The sequence below is a fragment of the Paludibacterium purpuratum genome, from assembly GCF_004363805.1.
GTDB classification, from domain to species: Bacteria; Pseudomonadota; Gammaproteobacteria; order Burkholderiales; family Chromobacteriaceae; genus Paludibacterium; species Paludibacterium purpuratum.
In genome coordinates this window covers 130666-153253 of record NZ_SNZP01000007.1, presented here as the reverse complement: position 1 = coordinate 153253, position 22588 = coordinate 130666, and the positions used below count along the sequence as shown (strand labels likewise).

19 protein-coding genes are annotated in these 22588 nt (G+C 64.7%); 16 read left to right on the top strand and 3 right to left on the bottom strand.

Going from position 1 to position 22588, the window contains the following annotated elements; translation table 11 throughout:
* The first annotated feature begins 2 nt into the window (after window positions 1–2).
* The 13 genes from DFP86_RS10130 (at window position 3) to DFP86_RS10070 (ending at window position 16214) form a co-directional block, all read left to right on the top strand.
* A complete protein-coding gene (locus tag DFP86_RS10130; protein ID WP_133680786.1) occupies window positions 3–584 on the top strand; it encodes a LexA family protein in 582 nt (193 codons plus the stop codon).
* Window positions 566–1867 carry a Y-family DNA polymerase gene (locus tag DFP86_RS10125; RefSeq protein ID WP_133680784.1) on the top strand — a complete coding sequence of 434 codons (1302 nt, stop codon included), beginning with the start codon at window positions 566–568 and terminating at the stop codon, window positions 1865–1867. The genes DFP86_RS10130 and DFP86_RS10125 overlap by 19 nt, the downstream gene beginning before the upstream one ends.
* 239 nt (window positions 1868–2106) lie before the next feature.
* Window positions 2107–2742: an acyl-homoserine-lactone synthase gene (locus DFP86_RS10120; RefSeq protein WP_133680782.1), complete on the top strand. Its 636-nt coding sequence runs from the start codon at window positions 2107–2109 to the stop codon at window positions 2740–2742.
* Window positions 2743–2781: 39 nt separating this feature from the next.
* Complete coding sequence (locus DFP86_RS10115) at window positions 2782–4113, top strand: 3-dehydroquinate synthase II domain-containing protein (RefSeq protein WP_133680780.1); 1332 nt, start codon at window positions 2782–2784, stop codon at window positions 4111–4113.
* A 60-nt stretch (window positions 4114–4173) separates the two neighbouring features.
* Window positions 4174–5265, top strand: a complete 1092-nt coding sequence (locus DFP86_RS10110; RefSeq protein ID WP_133680778.1) for an SDR family oxidoreductase — start codon at window positions 4174–4176, stop codon at window positions 5263–5265.
* A gap of 11 nt (window positions 5266–5276) precedes the next feature.
* Window positions 5277–6689 carry a hypothetical protein gene (locus tag DFP86_RS10105; RefSeq protein WP_133680776.1) on the top strand — a complete coding sequence of 471 codons (1413 nt, stop codon included), beginning with the start codon at window positions 5277–5279 and terminating at the stop codon, window positions 6687–6689.
* 18 nt (window positions 6690–6707) lie between these two features.
* Window positions 6708–8465 (top strand): class I adenylate-forming enzyme family protein, encoded by a 1758-nt coding sequence (locus DFP86_RS10100; RefSeq protein ID WP_133680774.1) that lies wholly within the window; start codon window positions 6708–6710, stop codon window positions 8463–8465.
* The gene (locus tag DFP86_RS10095; protein WP_133680772.1) at window positions 8438–9679 is read left to right on the top strand and encodes a hypothetical protein; all 1242 of its coding nucleotides are present in this window, start codon (window positions 8438–8440) and stop codon (window positions 9677–9679) included. The genes DFP86_RS10100 and DFP86_RS10095 overlap by 28 nt, the downstream gene beginning before the upstream one ends.
* 30 nt (window positions 9680–9709) lie before the next feature.
* Window positions 9710–10450, top strand: coding sequence for an ABC transporter ATP-binding protein (locus DFP86_RS10090; protein ID WP_133680770.1), 741 nt, complete (start codon window positions 9710–9712; stop codon window positions 10448–10450).
* Window positions 10451–10458: 8 nt separating this feature from the next.
* Window positions 10459–12441: an outer membrane lipoprotein-sorting protein gene (locus tag DFP86_RS10085; protein WP_166642224.1), complete on the top strand. Its 1983-nt coding sequence runs from the start codon at window positions 10459–10461 to the stop codon at window positions 12439–12441.
* Window positions 12442–12457: 16 nt separating this feature from the next.
* Window positions 12458–13777 (top strand): ABC transporter permease, encoded by a 1320-nt coding sequence (locus DFP86_RS10080; protein WP_208108299.1) that lies wholly within the window; start codon window positions 12458–12460, stop codon window positions 13775–13777.
* 38 nt (window positions 13778–13815) lie between these two features.
* Window positions 13816–14628: a class I fructose-bisphosphate aldolase gene (locus DFP86_RS10075; RefSeq protein ID WP_133680766.1), complete on the top strand. Its 813-nt coding sequence runs from the start codon at window positions 13816–13818 to the stop codon at window positions 14626–14628.
* A 41-nt stretch (window positions 14629–14669) separates the two neighbouring features.
* The gene (locus DFP86_RS10070) at window positions 14670–16214 is read left to right on the top strand and encodes an AMP-binding protein (protein WP_133680764.1); all 1545 of its coding nucleotides are present in this window, start codon (window positions 14670–14672) and stop codon (window positions 16212–16214) included.
* Window position 16215: 1 nt separating this feature from the next.
* Here the strand turns inward: DFP86_RS10070 and DFP86_RS19460 are convergent, their stop codons facing one another.
* On the bottom strand, window positions 16216–16935 hold the full coding sequence (locus DFP86_RS19460) for an autoinducer binding domain-containing protein (protein ID WP_133680762.1): 720 nt from the start codon (window positions 16933–16935) through the stop codon (window positions 16216–16218).
* A gap of 354 nt (window positions 16936–17289) precedes the next feature.
* Here DFP86_RS19460 and DFP86_RS10060 point away from each other — a divergent pair, with 354 nt between their 5' ends.
* The 3 genes from DFP86_RS10060 to DFP86_RS10050 all read left to right on the top strand — a co-directional run bounded on the left by DFP86_RS10060 (window position 17290) and on the right by DFP86_RS10050 (window position 20067).
* On the top strand, window positions 17290–17994 hold the full coding sequence (locus DFP86_RS10060; protein ID WP_133680760.1) for an iron-containing redox enzyme family protein: 705 nt from the start codon (window positions 17290–17292) through the stop codon (window positions 17992–17994).
* Between the two features lie 46 nt (window positions 17995–18040).
* Window positions 18041–18850, top strand: a complete 810-nt coding sequence (locus DFP86_RS10055; protein WP_133680758.1) for an aldolase — start codon at window positions 18041–18043, stop codon at window positions 18848–18850.
* 107 nt (window positions 18851–18957) lie between these two features.
* Window positions 18958–20067, top strand: a complete 1110-nt coding sequence (locus DFP86_RS10050) for an alpha/beta hydrolase (protein WP_133680756.1) — start codon at window positions 18958–18960, stop codon at window positions 20065–20067.
* Here the strand turns inward: DFP86_RS10050 and DFP86_RS10045 are convergent.
* Both DFP86_RS10045 and DFP86_RS10040 read right to left on the bottom strand, forming a co-directional pair.
* The gene (locus DFP86_RS10045; protein ID WP_133680754.1) at window positions 20050–21456 is read right to left on the bottom strand and encodes an efflux transporter outer membrane subunit; all 1407 of its coding nucleotides are present in this window, start codon (window positions 21454–21456) and stop codon (window positions 20050–20052) included. The genes DFP86_RS10050 and DFP86_RS10045 overlap by 18 nt on opposite strands.
* 23 nt (window positions 21457–21479) lie before the next feature.
* A complete protein-coding gene (locus DFP86_RS10040; RefSeq protein WP_133680752.1) occupies window positions 21480–22586 on the bottom strand; it encodes an ABC transporter permease in 1107 nt (368 codons plus the stop codon).
* Between the last annotated feature and the right edge of the window lie 2 nt (window positions 22587–22588).

The following is a 22588-nucleotide window of genomic DNA, read 5'->3' as shown; positions in this document are numbered from 1 at the left end:
AAATGAGCCAGACCGACAAAACGCACGGCGGCGCGCGGCGCGGCGCCGGGCGACCGAAAGGCAGCGGCCGCTGCGATACCGATCTACCTCTGACCCAACTGCGCATTCCACTCGCCGACAAGGACGCGGTGCTCGGCCTGATCGCCACCCGGCGCGCACTGCGCGACATCCAGGCCTGGCGGCCGGAACAGAGCGTCGAGCAAGCGCTTCCGCTATACGGCAGCAAAGTGCCCGCCGGCTTCCCCTCGCCAGCCGACGACTACCTGGAAAACACCCTGGATCTCAACCGTTATCTGATCCAGGACGCACCGGCCACCTTTATGGTGCGCGTCAAGGGCGAATCGATGATCGGCGCCGGCATTGCCGACGGCGACATCCTGGTGGTGGAGAAAGGCCGCGCGGCACAACACAACCAGATCGTCATCGCCATCGTCGACGGCGAATTCACCGTCAAACGTTTGTTCCGGCGCGACGGCAGGCTAGCCCTGCTGCCGGAGAACCCGGCCTATGCGCCGCTTGAAATCCACAACGGCAGGGAGTTGACCGTCTGGGGCGTGGTGACCGCATGCGTGAAGAAATTCTAAACGCCGGCGCCGTGCAGCCGGCCCGCTACGCGCTGATCGACGGCAACAGCTTCTTCTGCAGCTGCGAACGCATCTTCCGCCCCGACTTGGTCGGCCGTCCGATCGTCGTACTCTCCAACAACGACGGCTGCGTCGTGGCCCGCTCGCGCGAGGCCGTCGCGCTCAACCTGCCGATGGGCATGCCTTTTCACGCGCAACGCGGCTGGCTGCGCCGTCTGGGCGTCACGGCATTCAGCGCCAATTACGCCCTCTATGGGGACATCAGCCGGCGCATGATGCAAGTCGTCGGCGAATTCGGCGCGGAGCAGGAAATCTACAGCATAGACGAGTGTTTCTTGCACCTCACCGGCCAATTCGACAGCCAGGCACAAGGACAGGCCATTCGCCACGCCGTCTGGCGCCGTGTCGGCATCCCCAGCGCCGTCGGCATTGCGCCGAGCAAAACCCTGGCCAAGCTCGCCAACCACCTGGCAAAGCAGGAGCGTAGCTACCATGGCGTCTTCGATTGGGATTGGCTAGGCACGAGCGGCGCGGATCGCCAACTGGAACGGATCGCCCTCACCGACATATGGGGCATCGGGCGGCAACTCGCCGAGCAGTTGACCCGCAACGGCATCGCCACCCCGCGCGCGCTACGCGAATGCGATCCAGCCTGGCTGCGACGACGCTTCGGCGTCGTCATCGAGCGCATCGCGCAAGAACTGGCCGGACGCCCCGCCTTGCCGCAGGAACACCTGGAGACAGCCAAGCAGTCGATCCTGTCGAGTCGTTCCTTTTCGCGGCTGACCAGCGATCCGGACGCCCTACGCGCCAGCGTGGCCTATCACGTCACGCGCGCCGCGGAAAAACTGCGTGCGCAGCACAGCGTGGCGGCACTCGTCGGCGTCAGCCTGCGCACCAACCCGCATCGCCAAGATCTACCGCAATACCGCAACTACTGCTGCCTGCCACTACCGCAACCCAGCGACGACACCTTACAGATGACGCAGGTCGCCATGCAGGCGCTGACGGCCATCTACCAGGAAGGCTACGCCTACCAAAAAGCCGGCGTGATCTTATTGGAAATCCGCCCCGCCGACCGGGTGCAGTACGACTTGTTCGCGCCGGCGCCCAACGTCAAACGGCAGCAACTGATGCAAACCATCGACAGCATCAATCGCCGCCACGGCCACGGCACCCTGCGGCTGGCCGCCGAAGACCTGAGTCCGGATTGGCGCATGCGCCGGGCCTTCCTGTCGCCGTGCTACACCACCAATTGGCTGCAACTGCCGGTGGCGCACTGACGTTTAAACGCGCCACCTCTTCATACCCCCCACCCGCCTGCCCGCCGCCACACCCTATCAGTTCTGCTAGCTTACCGCCGCCCGCGCCGATCCCTAAGATTTACGCCAGATCGGACCAGCCAATTTGCTGAAATCCCATTGAAATAAAACAGAAATTTCCGTGACCGCCGATGACGCCCATCCGTTTTTCGACTGGGCGGCAGCGCAACTGACTCTCGACTTGAAAGGCGATGCGTTGAATGAATAGTTCGGCTTTGGATATTCAAATTGCCCGGCGCACGGCATGGCCGGTTTCCGACCTGGAAAACATGTGGCGGCTGCGCGCCGAGATTTTTTACTACCAGATGGGTTGGGACGTGCACGTCGAAAACGGCATGGAGCGGGACAGCTACGACGAACTCGATCCTCACTACTTGCTGATGAAACGCCACGACGGCAGCGTACAGGGCTGTATGCGGCTGTTGCCCACACTGGGGCCGAACATGCTGCGCGACGTGTTCCCCTCCCTCTTGCGCGGCCAGCCCATACCGGCCGACGCCCACACCTGGGAGCTATCTCGCTTCGTGTTCGCCCGCAGCGGAACGGCAGAAGATCATCCGAGCCGGCTGGCGCAGATCCGCGCCGCTTTGCACCAATTGTCCTGTTTCGCCCAAGCGCGCGACATTCGCCACTTCGTCATGGTCACCACGCCGGCCGTGCAGCACCTGCTCGACCAGCTCGGCATCCGGGCGCTGCCGCTCTGTTTGTCGACCCGTTTCGGCATCGATAACGCCGTGGTGCTGGACGTGCCGCTGACGGCCGCCAATCGACGCGCCGTGGCCCCCATCGCCATTCCCCTTACCCCCGTGTCGGAGGCGTACCCGGTTCGGGCCTAGTTTTTCGCAACCGCTGTTTCACAACTACCTGGGATCACTATGGAACAAACGCTCAACAAACGCCCCGCCGCGCAAGCGGAAAAACCGAACGAGGCCGACAAAACCGCCCTCGCCGAAAAACAGACCGAAAAGCGCGCCCCCACCACGCCGCGCGAGCCGGTACCGCCCAGCAACGCCGCCCTGAGCCCATTCACCACCGACGTGCGCCGCAACGACGACCATGTCTTGTGGTACGACTCGAAGGTGCTGGCCACGCTGAGCGAAGAATCGAGCCGCGCCATCATCCAGCGCCTGGGCCAAGGCCGTTATAACGGCATCGTGCTCTACGCCCACAACTTCAAGGCGCTCGGCCAATCCGTCTCGCCGCGCCTGATGCGCGTGCTGCACATCGACTCGGCCGAACAATGGGCCGAACTGTCGACCCAGATCTCGCCGACGCCCGGCAAGGACTTGATCCAAGTCGCCGTGATCTCCAGCACCCAGCCGGCCCTACTCACGGCCGCCCGCGCCGCAGGCTACCGCACCGCTTGGCGCGCCCACGTCGATAATGCCGCCTCCTTGCATGCCTCCTTCCACGACGGCATGCATTACGACTTCTTGATGGTGTCGTTCAAGGATCCGACCAACATTCCGCTGGAACTGGTGATCGCCGAGTTGCACAAGACCAATACCGTGCTGCTCAAGGAAGTGAACCAGGACGTGGACGACGCGGTGATCGCGCTGGGCGTGCTCGAACTGGGCAGCGACGGCGTACTGGCGTCCTTCAACACGATGGAGCAGTTCGACCGCTTCGCCCGCAAGATGGATGCGCAAGCCACCCCGCGCATCGACATCCAGATCGGCGTGATCGACCGCATCACCCACCTGGGCCTCGGTTACCGCGCCTGCATCGACACCACGCACATGTTCAACCCGGACGAAGGCATTCTGGTCGGCTCCACTTCCACCGGCGGCATCCTGTGCTGCCCCGAAGTGTTTCACCTGCCCTACATGGAGTTGCGTCCGTTCCGCATCAATGCCGCATCGGTACACAGCTACGTGTTCCAAGCCAACGACCGCACCAGCTACATCAGCGAGCTGCGCGCCGGCAGTTCGCTGACCACGGTCAATGCCCGCGGCGAAACCCGCCAGATTTTCGTTGGCCGCACCAAGACCGAAATCCGTCCGCTGCTGCTGATCGAGGCGACGTTCCCGGAAAACCGCAAGGTCAACATCATCATGCAGGACGACTGGCATGTGCGCGTGTTCTCCGACGAAGTCAAGCCGCGCAACGTCACCGAGCTTAAGGCCGGCGACCGCGTGCTGGGCTACGCCACCGAGCCGGGACGCCACGTCGGCGTGAAAGTGGACGAGCACATCATCGAACTGTGATTCGCCAAGCGCGCCCCACGCGGGCGCCTTTCGCGGACAGCAAGCAATAAGGAGCAGAAAGTGCATCAGATTCTGATTACCGGCGCCACCGGCTTTGTCGGCAGCGCCCTGGCGGCAAACTTCCTGGCACGCGGCACCCGTGTACTGGCCGTATCGCGCAACGACCCCGACGGCATGCGCACCATCAACGCGGTGGTAGCCGCGGCGCAAGGCTTCGGACTCGACATCCACGGCGCGCTGGCGGACCACCTGGACGTCGTCAATGTCGACTTCGCGCATTTGGAAGACGTATTGGACGACGCAAGACTTGCCGGCGTCACCGAGGTGTGGCACGTGGCGGCGGAAATGAGCTACTCCGCCCGCAAGCTGTCGCAATCCTTCGCCACCAACGTCGGCAACACCAGCCGGCTGTACGAAACGCTGTGCCGCAACGCGCCTGCCTGCCGTCGTTTCTATTACGTCTCCACCGCCTACGTGGCGGGCATGGACGGCGGCTTCGTCAAGGAAGAGCTGCACGCCCGCAGCCATATGATCAACACCTACCAGATGACCAAATGGAGCGCCGAGCAATCGTTGCACCTGCTCTTCCACCGTCATGGCCTGCCGGTCACCCTGTTCCGTCCCAGCATCGTGGTCGGCCACCGCCGTACCGGCTGGGCGCTGCGCAACGGCTTCGGTTTTTACATGTTCCCCAACGCCATGGTGGCCGCGGCCCAGTCCGGTCTCAAGGAATTGGCGGTCGATGTCGTGGCCGACAGCCGTCTCGACTGCATCGCCATCGACCAACTGGCGGCAGACGCTTGTACGCTGACACTGCGTCAGCAGCAGGGTGGCGACTTCGAAGTATTCCATTGCTCAGGCGGTTGCACCACGCGACTGGAGGAGCTGGTGCACATGTGGGGCGAGGTGGCGGGGCTGCGCGCCGCGCTGGGCACGCCGACCTCGGAGTTGGAGCTGAAGTTCGACCGCGCCGTGGAGCCGAACCGCCCGTTCGCCAACCAGGTATGGTTGTTCGACCGCAGCCGCCTCGACGCCGCCACCGAACGCAGCACGCCGCTGGCACCGCTGTCGCTTGAGGAGCTGCGCGCGATGTGCGTTTGGTATGCCGACGACGCCGCAGCCGAACAGGCCGCGGTGGCGGAAGCGAACTGAGGAGGAATGCCGTGACCTCTCAGACCGCCACGCTACCTGTCCGCGCGACCGTCGCGGGGGCACGGCAACTCGATGCCCTGTCGGAGCTCTTCGTCCATTTGGGCGAGCTGACCAACGTCAATACCAACCAAATCCTCGTCGTCGAAGGCTGCCTGGATGCATCGCTACTGGAACGCAGCGCGCATCTGGCCATGGCCGGCATACCGCTGTTACGGGCACAACCACGCCCCGGCGGCGCCGAGCTACGCACCGACGTCTTCGTTAAGCCGCACCGCCTGGTCACGCACAGCGAACTCGATGGGGCCTGCGATCTCGGCGACGCCACCTTGCGCCGGCTACTGATGGATTTCAGTTTCCACAACCGGCTCGACTGGCGCGAGCGCCCGCCTATCCAACTGCTGCTGGTCACCGCGGCGGATGGCGGCAGCAGCTGCGTCTATTTGAGCACGCACCACGGTGTGGCCGACGCACGCAGCGATAGCCTGCTGTTTCGACGCATCATCGACCACTACGCCCATTTGAGCGGTGCGACGGCCATGCCGCCCGCTATGAAACCGCTGCCTTTCGAGACCCTGCCCGAGATCCGGCCGGACTGGTACCGCCCGCTGACTCGGACCATGCGCTGGCTACGCGGGTTTTGCAGCGTGGCCGCCGACTTGGTACTCCGCGATGTCGGCTTGCGCGTGCCGTTGACCGGCTCGCGCTGGGAGGGCCGCGCCGCGCAACCGGATATCGGCGAGCTGGATTTCTTTCACAGTGTCATCCCCGAGGCGCTATCCGCCCGGCTGGCGCGCAGCGCGCGCGCCAACGGCGTCACCCTCAATACGCTGCTGTGCGCAGCGCTGGCGCGGCAGCTCGAACACCAAAGCGCGCAGAAGCGAGGCATGTTGCGAATCACCTGCGCCGTCAGTCTGCGCCGGCTGATCGACGACCATTACGACCAAAGCTTCCGCAATTACCTGGTGCCCAGCAAGATCCGCATCCGCCAGGGGCTCAAGGCGAACGCACTGGTCCGCGCCGTGCACCGGGCCATCGGCACGGCGCGGGCGGATCGGCAAGTGAGCGACGAGCTCGGCCGGCTGGAATCGCTGGTATTGGCGCTACGCATTCGATCGCTGCATGGCCTCGCCCGCAAGTTGCTCAACCATTGCCAAGGCACTAACGCCTGCTACTCCAACCCCGGGCGCATCGAGGAGGACTTCTCGAGCTTCGGCTCGGCGCGGCACCCCACCCGGCAGTTCATCGGCTTTGGCTGCCTGGTGCCACCGTACGACTTCATTCTCTATACCCCCACGGTCAATGGACAGATGCAGTTGGACGTGGTCTACCGCCGCGCCGCCTTCGGCGACATCGGCCAGCAATTCGCCATGCCACTGCTGGATCGGCTGCGGCAATTACTCGACGAACTCGAACCTACTCTCTAACCCCGGACAGATGCCGCCATGAGCTATTTCTTTGCCACCCTCGCGTTCGCCGCACTTGGCTACCTGATCTTCGCTTTCATCCATTTGGGGTTTCCCGGCCGGCTGACGCTCCTGGCTCGCTGGGACGACCGCATCGACACCGTGCTCGAAACCGCCGTACGGCGTCACGGCCTACGCGAGTTGATCGAGCTGGCCCGGCCGATGCACTGGATCGACCGCCGCGTCTGGACCGCCGGCCAATTGCTCGACACCGTGGATGCGTTGTCCGCTTGCTGGCACAGCCTGGGCGTGGAGCCCGGCGACCGGGTGGCCATCTACAAAGCCAACGACTTCGACTATTTCCTGTTCTCTGCCGCCGCCATCCGCCTCGGCGCCATTGCCGTGCCGATGAACGCCAACGTACCGCCCGAGACCGCCGGCCTGTATCTGTCCCGCGTGGGCGCGAGCCTGTTGATCACCGATTGCGCCAACTGGGCGCGCGTGCGTCCGTACATACCGGCCTGCGTCCATCAAGCCGTACTGGCCGACGGCCCCGCGCCGACGACCGAGGAGCGAGTTTACCCGCTGACCGAACTACTGCGGCAGGCTCCCCGTTCCGCGCCGCGCGTGGCTCGCGGCTCCGCGGACCCGCTGTACATCGTCCATACCTCCGGCACGACCGGCGTGCCCAAAGGCGTCATCCTCAAGAGCGAGGGCATCGCCCAATCGCTACGCTCGATCGTGCTGTTCAACCTGGTGTCGCCGCGAGACCTGGCATGCTTCGCCTTGCCGCTGAACCATCAGGTGTCTCAGCTTTATCTGCACGGCACCCTGCTGATGGGCATGCGCTGCATCGTCAACGGCGACCTGGATGCACAGGGCTTGCTGTGGCAACTGGAACAGCGCCAGCCAAGCGTATTCTTCGGCTTCCCCATCACCTATACCCGGCTGATGATCGCCGGCGCCACCAAGCGTGCGCTCGCCAGCGTGCGCATCTGGGGCACCACCGCCGACGCCAGTCACGAAGTCCAGCAGCGCGCCTTCCTGCCCAAGGGTTCCTTTTTCCGCCGGCTCGGCCTACCGGTCGACGGCTCCCTATTCATCGACGGACTCGGTTCCAGCGAAGTGGGCATCGCCGCGCTGCTGCGCATCACCACGCCATGGACACGCCATTTCGATCGCCGTGTCGGCCGCAAAACGCCGCTAGGTCCGCAAATCAAAGTGGCCGACAGCACGGGACGGCCCGTCGTCAAAGGCCGACCCGGCCTATTGATGATCAAGGGCAGGAGCATGTTCGGCGGCTACTGGAACGCGCATGACGTGCTCTACGCCGCATCGCGCGACGGCTGGTGGTTCACCGGCGACGTCGTCCGCCAAGGCGAGGATGGCGAGATGATCCACCTGGATCGCGAAGTGGATGTGATCCACACCCGCAATGGGCCGGTTTACACGCTGCCGCTGGAAGAGCGTCTGCTCAAATGCACTGGGGTGTTGGACGTCTCGGTGTTCGGCGTGCGCCAACAGCCGGACGCGCAGGAAGAACCCGCGGCGGTGGTCGCCTTGAACAAGGGTGCCGCCCCGGTAGCGCCGTATACCTTGCTGCAGGCGATCAACCGCCAGATGGCGCCGGAGCAGCACTTGAGCCATCTATGGATCATTCCCTGGGAGGAATTCCCGATCGGCGCGACGGGCAAAACGCTGAAACGCCACCTGCGCGAGCGCTATAACGCGCACCTGCAAGCCTCGTTTTCCACCACAGAGCATGCCGCATGCAACACAGCCCTCGCTACCGAATGACGGCCATCCTGAGCGGCGTGCTGCTGCTTGGCGCCGGTGCGAGCCGCGCCGACGATGTCGACGGCGCGACGGCCGGCGGTTGGCGGCTGGAGCACGACGTCACCTTGCAGTTGCTGCATCAACGCGGTCATCTCTATCCGCCGCTCGGCGGCGGCACGACGACCTATGACGCCGCCGAACTGCGGCCCGACTTGAAAATCAAGTGCGAGGGCGGCGCCTGCGACGGCATCCGGGTGGTGCTGAAACCACGCGTCTGGCTAGACAGCGAATCGAAGCCGGATGGGCTGCCCTCGCAACAGCCGGAGCACCTGCCGGAAGGCTATGCCATCGTGCCGGTGGGCAGCGGCGAAGTGGGCGCCGGCAAGCATTTGCTCGGCTGGGGGCCATCCATGCTCTACAGCCCGACCAACCGGCTATTTCCCGATAACGGCGCGGTCACGCCCCGGCGCGAGATCTCCGGCAAACCCATGGCGTTCGCCAGCCTCCCCATCTCCGAGCGGGGCCGGCTCAACCTGTTGGTCGCCGAACCCAACCTCGATCCGGTGCCGGGCATTCGCGAAGGCGGTGCCTTCGTACTGGCGCGCAGCGAGTGGAACTGGGTCACCGACCCGTCAGCCACCGTCGGCGCTGTCGTGGCGGGCGGCGGCGGTTTCCAGCCTTATGTCGGCGGCTATGCCCAATACGGCTTGGGCGACGCATGGACCCTTGGCGGCGAGTTCGCCGCCTCGCGCGGCTATGCGCGGCGCGACGACACCGGGCCGTGGTTGACGCAAGACGACAACCGCTGGCGCTGGGACGGCACGCTGAGCGTGCGTTATGGGCTGCCCTCCGGCGCGGAGATCGGCTTGGAGCTGATTTACAACGGCTACGCCATGACGCGGGCCGAGCAAGCCAACCCCCTACTCGCCGCCTCGCCGTCCAGCGGCAGCAGCCCCTCGCACAACCGGCCGCTGCATCCCTTTGTGCAAAACCGCTATGCGCTGCTGCAAACCACCTGGCCCAAGCTGTTCGGCGACCGACGCTGGGGGCTGACCACGCGTTGGCAGCAAGGGCTGGACCGGCCGAGCACCGATCTGTTCGCCGAGCTCTCTTTCAGCCCACGCGATGACACCACCGTATATCTGGGCGTTTCCCACAGCCGGGTGCCGGACGACCTGACACAAACCAGAGCCGTCCCACGCAATGCCTACCTGGCGCTGGAAATCCATTTCTAACCCTGACCGTGAATCGAACGGAGGAATGCCGTGAACTTAGTTGAATTTGCATCCGTCACCAAGCGCTACCAGCTTGGCGATGTCGAAGTGGTGGCGCTCAATGGCGTCGATTTTCAGATCCAGCCCGGCGACTTCGTCGCCATCACCGGCCCCAGCGGCAGCGGCAAAACGACCATGCTCAATTTGATCGGCTGCCTGGACGCACCCTCGGCCGGCGAATTGCGGGTCATGGGCAAAACCATCGAAGCCTTGGGCGAGCAGGCGCTGGATCAGCTGCGTAGCCGCACCTTCGGCATGATTTTCCAGAACTTCAACTTGATTCCGGTGCTGACCGCCGAGGAAAACGTGGCGCTGCCGCTCCATCTGCACAATCTGTCGCGCCAAGACATGCGCCAGCGCGCCACCGAGGCGCTACGCGCGGTCGATCTGGAACGCTTCGCCACCTTCCGCCCGGACCAGCTCTCCGGCGGCCAACGCCAGCGCGTGGCGATCGCGCGCGCGCTGGTGACCCGGCCGCAACTGATTCTGGCCGACGAGCCCACCGCCAGCCTGGACACCGCCAATGCGCTCTCGCTGGTCGAACTGATGAAGCGGCTCAATAGCGAGCAAGGCGTGACCTTCGTGTTCTCCACCCACGACGACCGCCTGTTGCGCCATGTCAGCCGCATCGTCGAGCTGCGCGACGGCAAGCTCACGGTCACCCATGAGCAAACCAAGCGCACGGAGCATGGCAGCCCCAGTTCTCAAACCAACCGCTATGAGGTGATGTGATGTGGGCCATGGCATTTCGCAATTTGTACCGCGACCAACGGCGCACGCTGGCCACGGTCGTGGCGGTCGGTGCCGGGCTGCTCGCGGTGCTGCTGTTCTTCGGCTACATCCGCTTCGTCGAAGGCTCGCTGGCCTCGGTGGTGATTTACCGCGACGCCAATGCGCACGTGCAGGTGTACCGCAAAGATGGACCGGAGCAATTGGCCGCCACGCCCGCCCAATACTCGCTCGACCGGCAAGAGCAACGGACCGTGCATGAGCTGGCGCAGTCGCTGCCGCATTTCCGGCGGGTCTCGGACCAACTGGTCGGGGTCGGCATGGTCAATGCCGGCGGCCACAACGCGGTTTTTCTCGCTCGTGGCATCGACCCGGCGTTCGAGGCCGAGCTGCAAGCCGACAGCCGGCTAGCCGCGCCGCCCGCCCCGCTCAGCCGGGACGGCCTGTTGCTGACACGACAGTTGCAGGATCTATTGGGTGCGCCGGCCAAGGGTAGCGACGTGCAACTGTTTGGCGCGTCCTACGTCAACCGGCTCAACGCCATCGAGGCGCCGTTGACCGGCTCGTTCTCCACCGGCATCGAAGCGATCGAGGATAAGGGCCTGAAGGCACCGCTCACCTTGCTGCAATCGTTGTACGACACCGACGCCGTCTCGCGCGTGGTGGTGCAACTGGATGACCGCGGCAACGCCGCCGCCTACCGCGACGCACTCGCCGCTCGCCTGGAACGCCAAGCGCCTGGCCGCTATGAGGTGACCACCTGGAACCATCCGCAAATCGGCCAACTTTATGTCAGCTTCATGGGATTCTTCAATATGGTATTCGCCTTCACCGGGACCGTGGTGTTCGTCATCTCCCTCACCACCATTCAACACACGGTCGCCATGAACGTCGCCGACCGCACACGCGAAATCGGCATGCTGCGCGCGATGGGCTTCAGCCGTCGCAAGATCGCCGGCCTATTCGTGCGAGAAAGCGTGCTCACCACGCTCATTGCGGCCTGCGTGGCGCTGGGACTGGCCTACCTGGTCATGTACGGCATTCTGCTCACGCACATGCAAACCCAACTGCCGCGTATCGCCGAACCGGTGCAACTGGCGCTGGATCTCCCGTTGAGCTGGGCGCTGGCCACCATCGTCGTCGCCACATTGGGCATCGCACTGGGCGCAACCGTCACCGCACGTAAGCGCATCGGCGGCAAGGTGCTGGCCGACGGCAAGTCGGTGCCGCTGACCCGGCTATTGACCACCACCGCCTGCCTGGTGCTGACCACGCTGCTCACCATCGGCCACGCCCACGCCGAAGACGCGCCGAGCGAGACCGTCATGCGCGACTGGCTGCGCAAGGCCGACCTCGCGCGCGGCGGCTGGGGCAGCTACAAGTGGGCGCTCAGCATCCACACCGAAGACCCGGCCGGCGCCACCACCACCACCTACGACATCGCGGTACGCGACGGCAAGGCACTGGCGCGCACCGTCGAGCCCAAGCGCTACCAGGGCGAGAAGATCCTGATCGCCTCGCGCGCCATGTGGTACATCAAACCCGGCTTGCGCAAACCGGTCAGCATCAGTCCGCAACAACGCCTGGTGGGCGAAGCCGCCAACGGCGACATCGCCGCCACGCAGTACGCGCGCGACTACACCCCGCTCTTTGTCGGCAGCACGCAAGTCAACGGTGTGGATTGCTACAAGCTCAAGCTGAACGCGGCCACGCCGGGCGCCACCTATGAAGGCATCGTCTACTACCTGGACAAGCGCAGCCTGATGGGCGTGAAGGCGGACTTTCTTACCGCCAGCGGCATGGTGTTCAAAATCGCCACCTTCGAGTACGGCAACAAGGTCAAGGTGAACGGCCGCGAACAACCGTTCGTCTCCAGCATGAAGATCGTCAACGCCAACTTCCCCGACCGCTACAGCCAGTTGCAATACGTCCAGGTCGCGCCCAGCAACCCGCCGGACAGTCTGTTCGCGCTCGACACGCTGATGACCATGTAAGAAAGGCATGACCACAATGAATACCCGACTTTTACTGAGTATGTCGCTGTGCAACGTGCGGCGGCAGGGGCGCAAGTCCATCGGCACGCTGGTGGTGATGGCCGTGTCCATTCTGGCGCTGTGCCTGCTGGCCGGCTACATGAAGTCCAATGTCGAGCTGATCCAGAACGCCTTCATGCGCTGGGGCGCGCGCGGCCATCTGGTGATCGAACGGCCCGCCTCGGGCTTGGCGCGCGAGGTGGAAGGCGCCGGCCAGAACCCGATCACCGGGGCCATGCAAAGCCGTATCGATACCATTCTGGCCGCCGATCATGCGGTACTCGCCCGCGCCCGCATTCTGAGAATTTCCGGCATGATGGCCAACGCCCGGGTCAGCACCATCTTCGCCGGCATCGGCCAAGACGTGCAGGAGATACGCCGCATCAAGGGTCCGGCCTATGAGTACGACGTGGTGGCCGGCACCCCGCTGTGGCAGGAAACCCGTCCGCACCCGCTGGTGCTGGGCCAAGGCTTGGCCGCCATTTTGGGCTGCGACGTGCCCAAGGTCGGCTTCGCGCCGGTGCAACCCGGTCAAACGCCGACGGCACGGCCGATGCACTGCCCGCCCGAGCCGCTCGAACTGACGGTCTCCACCCGCGGCACGGCGCGCATCAACGCCACCCAGGCGCAGGCGACCGGGATCATGGACTGGGGCATCAAGGAAATCAACGACCGGCTGGTGGTCATGCCGATGGCCGATGCCCAGGCGCTGCTCAACACCGCCGAAATCAGCGAATACCACGTATTGCTCGCCGACGGCGCCGACCTCGATGCCGAACGCGACCGGCTGTCCGCGCAATTCAAAGCGGCGGGTCTCGACGTCACCGTCTTCCGCTGGTCCGACCGTGCCGCCTTCTATCAGCAGTTCAAGACCGTGCTGAGCGGCTTCCTCAACTTCATCGCCATCGTGGCCGGTGTGGTCGGCTTCACCAGCCTGCTCAACGCCAGCTACATGAATTTCGCCCAACGCGCCCGTGAATTCGCCACGCTGCGCAGCCTCGGCTTCACGCGCCGCTTCGTCATGGCCCTGACCGCACTGGAAAACAGCTGGCTCGCGGCGGCGGCGGCCTTGACCGGCATTCTCGGCGCGCTAGGCATCACTTGGGCGGTGCAGGTGGCCAAAATCATGTGGACGCCGCCCGGCTCCAGCAATGCCGTGCCGGTGGGTGTCGCCTGGGTCGTACCGGTCTATGCGCTGACCCTGTTCGTCGTCGTCATTCTGGCCGCGCTCGCCAGTGCGATCCCCACGCGCAAGATCCTGCGCCGGCCGATCCGCTCCGTGCTCAGCGACGCTTAACCCCTGTTCACTCATACCGTCACATAAGGAGGCTCGAAATGACTGAAATGGCACGCAAACGCCGCTGGTCGCGCTTCGTCGACCGGCAATCCGGCAAAGCACTGATCGTCCCCATCGACCACGGCCTGACCCTGGGGCCGTTGGAAGGGTTGAACCGGGTGGAGGAGGTACAACGCTGGCTAGACCCGGACGTCGTCTCCGGCATCGTCGCGCACAAAGGGTTCGCCGAGCGCCTGGGCGGCGCACCCGGCTGCGGGTTGATGATCCACCTCAATGGCTCGCTCAATATCGGCGAGACGCCCGACTTCAAGGAAATGCTCACCAGCGTCGAGGCCGCGATTCGGCTAGGGGCCGATGCGGTATCGATCCAGGCCAACTTTTCCGCCGTCACCGCCGGTCACAATCTGCGCATGATCGGCCAGGCGGTGGACCAAGCCCACGCCTACGGCCTGCCGATTCTCTGCATGGTGTACGACAAAGGCCCGATGTCCGGTAAAGACATGATCCCTCTGCGCCACTTCATGCGCGCGGCGGTCGAGCTCGGCGTGGATGCGCTCAAGGTGGCCGCGCCGGAAAACCTCAACGATATCCCATCGTTGGTGGACGGCATTCAGGAACACACCCCCGTACTGTTCGCCGGCGGCGCGTTGGCGGATGAAATGGCGTTGTTGGAACTGGCCACGGCGGTCTGTCTGAACGGCACCGGCGGTATCTGCGTGGGCCGAAACGTGTTCCAGCGCGCCGACCCCTTGGCGACGATGACACGCCTGCGCGATCTATTCCGTGACAGCGCACAAGCCATGGATTTCAGTCGCCCGACACCGACGAGAGCCGCGGCGCTGGAAAACTGATCGCGGGCCGAACGCCCCATAACACTTACGAGGTTTTAGCTATGTCTATTGACACCAGTCCCGGCTGCGTCGACCTATTGGTGGATCGTCACGTGCGCGCGGGACGCGGCGAATGCATCGCCCTGATCGAGCACGGCGCGCACGGCCGGCGCACGCTCAGCTACCGCCAGTTGCAGTCCTTGAGCCTGACGGCGGCACGCGAGCTGGATATTTCGCTCGCCGGCCGCCGCCCGGGTCAACGCGTGGCGCTGATCGGCGCGGCGACCCTGGAAAATATCGTCTATTGGCTCGCGGCCATGCGCTCGCAACGGCTTGCCTTCATGGTGCATCCGGACCTGCCCCGCGAGCACTACGAGGGCTTGTGGCAGAGCTACGATCCAGAACTGATTCTGGCCGACCCAGCGACACCCCACCCCCGCGCCGAGACCATGACGTCGGTGGAAACCCTGGCCACTCGGCATGTCGCGCGAACCGACGCGCACGCGGTCGGCGACATCGAAGCCAGCTTCGACCTGAGTCCGGCGCTGGTGTTGGCCACCTCCGGCTCCACCGGCCGGCCCAAGTTGTGTGCGCACGCCCACCGGTCGTTTTGGGAGTTCGAGCGGACCGTCACCCGGCCGATGTGGGGATTCACCGCCAATGATCGCGTACTGGCCAGCACCGGGCCATTTTTCTCCTTCGGCCTGCAAGGCCTGCATGCGCCGCTGAGCGTCGGCGCCACGGCAGTGCTGTTGCCGCAATGGCAGCGCCACACCGCGTTTCTCGACGTCATCGAGGCCGAGTCGGTCAGCGTTTTCCTGGCCGTGCCCACGCTCTATCACCTGTTGATGGCCCGCGCGGAACGCGACTACGACCTTAGCGCTTTGCGCCTGTCCCTCTCCGCCGGCGAACGTCTGCCGGCAACGATCCGGCAGCGCTGGGAAGCCTGGACCGGCTCGCAGATGTTGGACTCGATCGGCGCCACCGAAACCTTCGCCCCCTATCTCTCGGAAACCGCCGCGGGGATGCCCGGTCTGCGCCGCGTCGAAGGCTTTCACTACACCGAAACCCCGCACGCGGACAGCGCAAACAGCCAGAGCGACGCCTTCACGCTCGCGCTCTCCGGCGGCTGCCTGATGCTCGGCTATCTGCGCCCCGGCGGTGCCGGCACCATCGAACCGGCGCCGGCGGCCTTCCCGACCCGCGACTTGTTTGTCCGCGACGGCGATAGCCTGTGCTTCGTCTCGCGCGACAGCGAGCGCATCAAGGTCGCCGGCTACTGGGTCAGTCCGCAGGAATTGGAGGCGTTCTTGCTCGCCGACAAGCGCGTGCTTAAGGCGGCCGCTTTGCCGGTCGCCACCGAGGAAGGGTTGACTCGGTTGCGCGCCTATGTGGTCACCGACGCCAAGGGCCATGCCGGCGCGGTGCTGGTGGAAGATCTGATGAAGCGCATCCAAAACGAGCTGCGGCCCAAGGCCTTGCGCCCGGATCGCATCGAGTTGGTGACCGACATCGCCACCACACCCAGCGGCAAGCTCAAGCGCCAAGAGCTGCAAGGCCTGGTTCAGCAACCGATGCCGCTCGCCGGCGCCGTGCTGGCCCGCTGAATCAAACCGCGATCAGCCCCCAGGCCAGCGCGCGGGCCACCGCCTGACGCCGGTTGGACACATCTAACTTGTTGATGATGTTACGGATATGAAAATTCACCGTGGACTCGGAACAGCGCAGGATGCGGGAAGTCTCCCACGAGGTCTTCCCGGCCGCGGCCCAGCGCAAGCATTCATGCTCGCGCAGCGTCAGGTTGACGGCGGCCTGGCTGACCTCCTCGATCCGGCAGATCGCCTCGTAGGCATACGAGCACAACAGATGCACGACCGGGGTCAGCGTCTGCAGCCATTGGTCAGTGCGCGCATCGGTGCGCGCATCGCAAGCCACGCTCATCATCATCGAGTGATTGCGGCGAACGCCGCACAGCGAGGTCGCCACGCCGACGGACAAGCCATGGGCCGATGCCTCCTCGAACAACTGTTGCGCCGTTTCACCCTCGAAGCGGTCGCGGTGCCAGATCAGCGGCAGCGGCGACTGGCGGCAATGGCTCACCACCGGATCCTGGATCGCCAGCTGCTGCTGGCTGTAGCGCTCCATCCAGGCCGACGGGTAGTTGGTTTCGACCCGCGGCGGCGACCCGCCGGGGGACTGCGCCTCGATGCCGATCAGGAAAAAATCCAGACCCATCTTGGCGATCAACTGATGGCAACGCTGCCGCAGTTGTTCGATGGAGGTCGCCGACAGCAGATCGGGCAAAGCGTGGATGACTTGTTCTTGCATAGGCAGCGAATTTTCTGTGGATTTCAACGTGGACGCTCACCGTTCCGCCATCCCAATAGCAAAACGGAAAATGTATTGCAGACAAAAATCTATTGGAAATGCCACGACTAGACCCCTGTCCGATATACCTGGTGATATTTAATGCTCAAACAGTTGAAACAAACAAATATCACATTTAGCGGCAATTAACAGAGATTAGAAGAAATTAGTGAAATTTTGCAGAAGAAAAACAAAAGGCCACCGCCTCGCATCGCGCGAGAACCGGCCGCTATTCACGGCAACTGTGCCGCTGCTGCAACGCAACACACATCGGTCCGATTGGGCCTTTTCTCTACTTTTTTATGGAGCCATCGCATGGACAAATATTTGATGCGCCTGGAATCGGCCAAAGCGCAATTGATCGAACAAATCCGCTCTCACTCGCTGCTGGCACGCTGCCGGGCCGGCAACGTCACGCTCGACGAGTTGAAAATTCTTTTGGTGCAACAAGGGCTCTATAGCGCGCATTTCACCCGCTACCTGTGCGCGATGATGGCCAACCTGCCCAGCAACAATGAAGTGCTGGAGCTGGCGGAAAACCTGTTCGAGGAGCTTGGTTTGGCGCCGGACAGCCCGCAACCGCATCATTTGATCTATCGGGAAATGTTGGATCACTACGCATTGACGCTGGACGACGCGCAACCGCTGTCCGGCACCCAGCGGCTGATCGAGAGCATGTACCAGCATTGCCGCGACCCTAATCCGGCAAGCGGCCTAGGCGCGCTGTGCCTGGGGGCCGAGGCGCTGGTGCCGTCGATATACAGCGACATCATTTGCGGCTTCGAATCCCATGGCGCGTCACAGCACGACATCGCCTTTTTCCATATCCATGTGGCGTGCGACGACGGCCACGCCGAGACGATCCGCGACATCATGCTGGACATCGCCAGCACCGCGCCGGAGCAGATCGACGTGATGATTCGCGCAGGCACCGAGCTGGTCGAGGCGCGCCTGGCATTCTTCAGCGCCATCGAGGCCGCGCACCAAGAGCGCCAGCGCGCGCAACCCGCCATCGCCTGACACGCTCGACGAAGGGACACGGCACGATTCAAAACAAGGAGAACCCATGGTCGACACCATGACGATGGACAAGCCGGCGCTGATCGAGCGGGCGAAAGAACAGATGCAGCGCCATCTCGGCGCGCCGGACTGGTCGCTGCGCGAGAAAGTGGCGCTAACCTGCCGCATCTTGTTCGCGCAAGGGCACGATTCCGGCCTCGCGGGGCAAATCACCGCGCGCGCCGAACAGTCCGGTGCGTACTACACCCAGCGGTTGGGTCTGGGCTTCGACGAAATCACCGCCGGCAACCTCTTGCGGGTCGACGACGACCTGAATGTGCAAGAGGGCGCCGGCATGCCCAATCCGGCCAACCGCTTCCACAGTTGGATCTACCGCGCGCGGCCCGACGTGCGCTGCATTATCCACACCCACCCGATCCATGTTTCGGCCCTCTCCATGCTAGGCAGGCCGCTGAAGGTCGCGCACATGGACGCGTGCATGCTCTACGAGGATGTCGCCTTTCTGCCCCAGTGGCCCGGCGTACCGGTCGGCAATGGCGAAGGGGAACTGATCAGTGCCGTACTGGGCGATAAACGCGCGGCGCTCTTGGCTCACCACGGCCTGGTGATTGCCTGTGCGACGATCGAGGAAGCCTGCATGATGGCGATGCAATGCGAACGCGCCGCCAGACTGCAGCTCTTGGCCGAATCGGCCGGCGACATCGTCGACGTGGCACCGGCGCTGGCCCGGGAAGCGCATGACTGGATTTTGCAGGACAAGCGCTCCCAGGCCGGTTTCGCGCATTATGCAAGACGCATACTGCGTGACGTGCCCGCCGACCTCGGCCATCCGCTGGACATGCGCCCCGACATCTGACCGGCCCGCCGGCGGACAACATCGGCGCGAATGCCGCTCAGCGCACAAAACAGCCGGCCGCGTTATACGCGGCCGGCTTTATCGCAACTAAAAATGGGAGACATGTCATGCTGATCCGCCGCGCAATCGCCCTGACTCAGCGACTGGAACGGGCCTTGGCTCGACGCGCCATGCGGCTACCCGCGCCGCTGATCAACTTGCTGGCCGGCCCGCCGATCCATATGGACGGCGCAATGCTCGACCGCCAGACGCAATTGGCATTGCGCTTGCGCCGATTGACCGGCAAACGCGCCTGGCACCAATTGGGCGTGCCGGCGGCACGGCGCGCAATGGACTGGGAAGGCGGACTGCTCGCCCAGTCGTCGCCGCAACATGTCGCCGTCAGCGACGAGACGCTACCCGGCCCGGCCGGCGCCATCCGCATCCGCCGCTATCGGCCGACGGGACTCGCCCAGTCGGCGCCGACACTGGTGTTTTACCACGGCGGCGGCTTTGTGCTCGGATCGATCGAATCGCATGATCTGCCCTGTCGCGCGCTCGCCGCCCAAACCCCCTGCCAGGTGATCTCCGTCGATTACCGACTGGCGCCGGAGCATCCGTTTCCGGCCGGCGTCGAAGACGCCATCCACGCTTTCCGCGTCTTGGCGGGCAATGCCGGACAGTGGGGCATGGACCCGCGGAAGATCGCGGTGGGCGGCGACAGCGCCGGCGGCAACCTCTCCGCCGTGGTCTCGCTGGCGACGCGCCACGATGCCGTGCGCCCCGGCTTTCAACTGCTTTGGTATCCGGCGGTCGAGAACAGCGGCAGCTTCCCTTCCATTCGGCGCTTCGGCAAAGGGTTCTATCTCGAACTGGACAGCATGCAATGGTGCCTAGCGCATTACACCGACGACGCACAGCTGCGTCATCCGCAAGTATCGCCACTGTTTGCCGACCTGACCGGCGCACCCCCCGCCTACATTCAAACCGCCGGCTTCGACCCCTTGCGCGATGAGGGCGAGGCCTTCGCCGTTATGCTGGCCGAGGCCGGCGTGCCGACGCAGTGCGCGCGGCAACCCGGGCTGATTCACGGCTTTTTGAATATGGCGGGGCACATCGATGCGGCGGACGCGGCGTTTGCCGACGCCATCGCCGCCTTGCGTCGACATTGGAACGTGCAAGACGACGCGGCGAGCGTCCGTGCGCCGTCGGTCATCGCCTCACCAACCGCCGCCTAGCGACTGATATAGGCCGACCAGTGTCGCCGAGCGCGCCGCGCATGCCTGCACCCAGGCGTCGGACGCCTGCAGCAACTGACTGTCGGCCTGTAGCGCCTCCAACTGCGACGCCTCGCCCACCGCCACCCGGCGCCGGGTCAGATCCAGCGTACTCTCCGCCGCCCGGCGCACCCCGGCCACTTCATCGAGTCGCGCGCTATCGCGGTCGAAACGCATCAATGCGGTCTCGGTATCCGCCAGCGCCTGCAACACGGTCTTGCGGTAACTGGCCAGCGCCGCGTCGTAGGCGGCCTGGCGCGCCTTGAGCTGATTGCTCAGCGCGCCACCGGTGAACAGCGGCAGCGACAGCGCCGGGCCCACGCTCCAGAAACGGCTCGCCTGCTCGGTCAACTGCCCCTGATGCACCGCATCCACCCCGAACGAACCGACCAGCGAAAAGCGCGGGTATTGCGCCGCCGTGGCCACCCCCACGTCGGCACTGGCCGCCGCCAAGTCCCGCTCGGCGCGCCGCACGTCCGGCCGCCGCAACAGCAACTCGGAAGGCAGACCGACCCCGATCACCCCGCGCGGATCGGATAGCGGCGCCGCCGGCGCCAACTGCGCGTCCAAATCGTGCGGCGCGACGCCAGTCAACACCGCCAGCGCATCCAGATCGGCGCGCAGCCCCGCTTGCAACGGCGGCAAAGCCGCAGCGGCATTGCGCGCCGCGGCCTCGGCCTGATTCACCGCCAACTGTCCGACCTCGCCGGCCTGCTGCTGCAACCGTGTCAGTCGTAGCGTCTCGGCCGCCAACTCGGCCGAGCGGGCCGCCAGCTGCGCACGCTGCTGCAGAGCGCGCAGATCCAGATAATTGCGCGCCACATCCGCCGCCGTCGCAAGCGCAGTCGCCTGCGCCATCGCCTCGGCGCTCCCGGCGCGCGCCGTGGCCGCTTCGACCGAACGCGCGTTATAGCCGAACAAATCCAACTCCCAGGAGGCGGATAGGCCAGCGCGGGTATCGGTAAACTGGTTTTGCGGATTGGCGAATGGAATATTGGCGAACTGTTCGCCGCGCAGGCTCAACCGGTCGCGCGTCTGTTGCGCCGACAACGACAACTGCGGCCAATCCGCCCCGCCGGCGGCAGACGCCAACGCGCGGGCCTGGCGCACGCGCGCCCAGGCCGCCTGCACGTCCAGGTTTTGCCGTAGCGCCCGGGCGACAAGATCGTTCAACACCGGCTCGTCGAACGCGCGCCACCAGCCTTGGGCCGGCACGGCCTCGGTCAGCACCGTACCCGCCACCCCGAAATGTGCCGGCAGCGCCATCTGCGGTCGCTGATAATCCGGACCGACCGCGCAGCCGGCCAGCCCCGCCGCCGCCAACATCGCCCACCACCATGGCTTCGCCATACTCCCGCCCCCCTACTTTCCGATCACGCCACTTTGCGCCGAAACACCGTATACGCCGCCGTCAGCGTCAGCACGGCGATCAGCAATAACGGCCATAGATGCGGCCACACCAACCCAATATCGAACTGCTTCAAGAACAGCCCCTTGACGATCACGATGAAGTGCCGCAACGGATCGATGAAGCTGAGGTAGCGCAGCACCGCCGGCATGTTCTCCACCGGCGCCAGATACCCCGACAGCACCACCGCGGGCACCGTGAAGCTGAACACGCCGAGAAACGCCTGCTGCTGCGTGGCGCACACCGACGAGATCAACAAGCCGAACCCCACCAGCGACAAGCCGTAGCACAGGATCGCGCCGTAGAACAGCAACAGCGAACCGGTAAACGGCACCCCGTAGGCCCATACCGCCACGGCGGCGATGATACTGCCCTGGATCGTCGCCACGATCATCGCCGGCACCGCCTTGCCCACCATGATCAGCCCCGGCGTCAACGGCGACACCAGCAACTGTTCGAACGTCCCCTCCTCACGCTCGCGCGCCAGCGACAAGGCCGTCACGATCAGCGCGCCGATGGTGGTAATGATCGCCACCAGGCTCGGCAGCACAAACCAGCGGTACACCAGATTCGGGTTGTATAGGTTCTGTACCGCCAGCGTCGACGGCGGCGCGACCCCGCGCGCCGCAAGCTGGTCGGCCACATAGCCGTTGACGACCGCCTGGGCGTAGCTGAAGGCGATCTGCGCGCTATTGGAACGCCGACCGTCGATCAGCGCCTGCAAGGGCGCGCTCTGGCCGCGCGCCAACTTGCGCGAGAAATCCTCGGGAAAGCGGATCGCCAACAAGGCCCGCTGCTCGTCGATCGCCGCGCGCAACTCATCGTCGCCATGTACCATCAGCACATGCGGAAACGCTTCGGTACTGGCCAGGCGCTGCAACACCTCCACCGACGCGGCGCCGCTATCCTGATTGAACACCGCCAGCGTGCTGTTCTTGACCTCCAAGGTGGAAGAAAACGGAAACACCAACACCTGCACCAGCACCGGCATGATCAGCAGCAAGCGCCCCTGCCGGTCGCGCAGCAGGCTTTGCAACTCTTTAACGATCAAGGTCCACAAGCGATAAGCCATGT

What these genes read in the sequence shown, in the direction of transcription:
- DFP86_RS10040 (WP_133680752.1), bottom strand. Translation starts at nt 22,586, where the DNA reads ATGGCTTATCGCTTGTGGACCTTGATCGTTAAAGAGTTGCAAAGCCTG.
- DFP86_RS10050 (WP_133680756.1), top strand. Translation starts at nt 18,958, where the DNA reads ATGCTGATCCGCCGCGCAATCGCCCTGACTCAGCGACTGGAACGGGCC.
- DFP86_RS10120 (WP_133680782.1), top strand. Translation starts at nt 2,107, where the DNA reads ATGAATAGTTCGGCTTTGGATATTCAAATTGCCCGGCGCACGGCATGG.
- DFP86_RS10115 (WP_133680780.1), top strand. Translation starts at nt 2,782, where the DNA reads ATGGAACAAACGCTCAACAAACGCCCCGCCGCGCAAGCGGAAAAACCG.
- DFP86_RS19460 (WP_133680762.1), bottom strand. Translation starts at nt 16,935, where the DNA reads ATGCAAGAACAAGTCATCCACGCTTTGCCCGATCTGCTGTCGGCGACC.
- DFP86_RS10045 (WP_133680754.1), bottom strand. Translation starts at nt 21,456, where the DNA reads ATGGCGAAGCCATGGTGGTGGGCGATGTTGGCGGCGGCGGGGCTGGCC.
- DFP86_RS10130 (WP_133680786.1), top strand. Translation starts at nt 3, where the DNA reads ATGAGCCAGACCGACAAAACGCACGGCGGCGCGCGGCGCGGCGCCGGG.
- DFP86_RS10095 (WP_133680772.1), top strand. Translation starts at nt 8,438, where the DNA reads ATGCAACACAGCCCTCGCTACCGAATGACGGCCATCCTGAGCGGCGTG.
- DFP86_RS10060 (WP_133680760.1), top strand. Translation starts at nt 17,290, where the DNA reads ATGGACAAATATTTGATGCGCCTGGAATCGGCCAAAGCGCAATTGATC.
- DFP86_RS10100 (WP_133680774.1), top strand. Translation starts at nt 6,708, where the DNA reads ATGAGCTATTTCTTTGCCACCCTCGCGTTCGCCGCACTTGGCTACCTG.
- DFP86_RS10080 (WP_208108299.1), top strand. Translation starts at nt 12,458, where the DNA reads ATGAATACCCGACTTTTACTGAGTATGTCGCTGTGCAACGTGCGGCGG.
- DFP86_RS10055 (WP_133680758.1), top strand. Translation starts at nt 18,041, where the DNA reads ATGGTCGACACCATGACGATGGACAAGCCGGCGCTGATCGAGCGGGCG.
- DFP86_RS10125 (WP_133680784.1), top strand. Translation starts at nt 566, where the DNA reads ATGCGTGAAGAAATTCTAAACGCCGGCGCCGTGCAGCCGGCCCGCTAC.
- DFP86_RS10070 (WP_133680764.1), top strand. Translation starts at nt 14,670, where the DNA reads ATGTCTATTGACACCAGTCCCGGCTGCGTCGACCTATTGGTGGATCGT.
- DFP86_RS10075 (WP_133680766.1), top strand. Translation starts at nt 13,816, where the DNA reads ATGACTGAAATGGCACGCAAACGCCGCTGGTCGCGCTTCGTCGACCGG.
- DFP86_RS10085 (WP_166642224.1), top strand. Translation starts at nt 10,459, where the DNA reads ATGGCATTTCGCAATTTGTACCGCGACCAACGGCGCACGCTGGCCACG.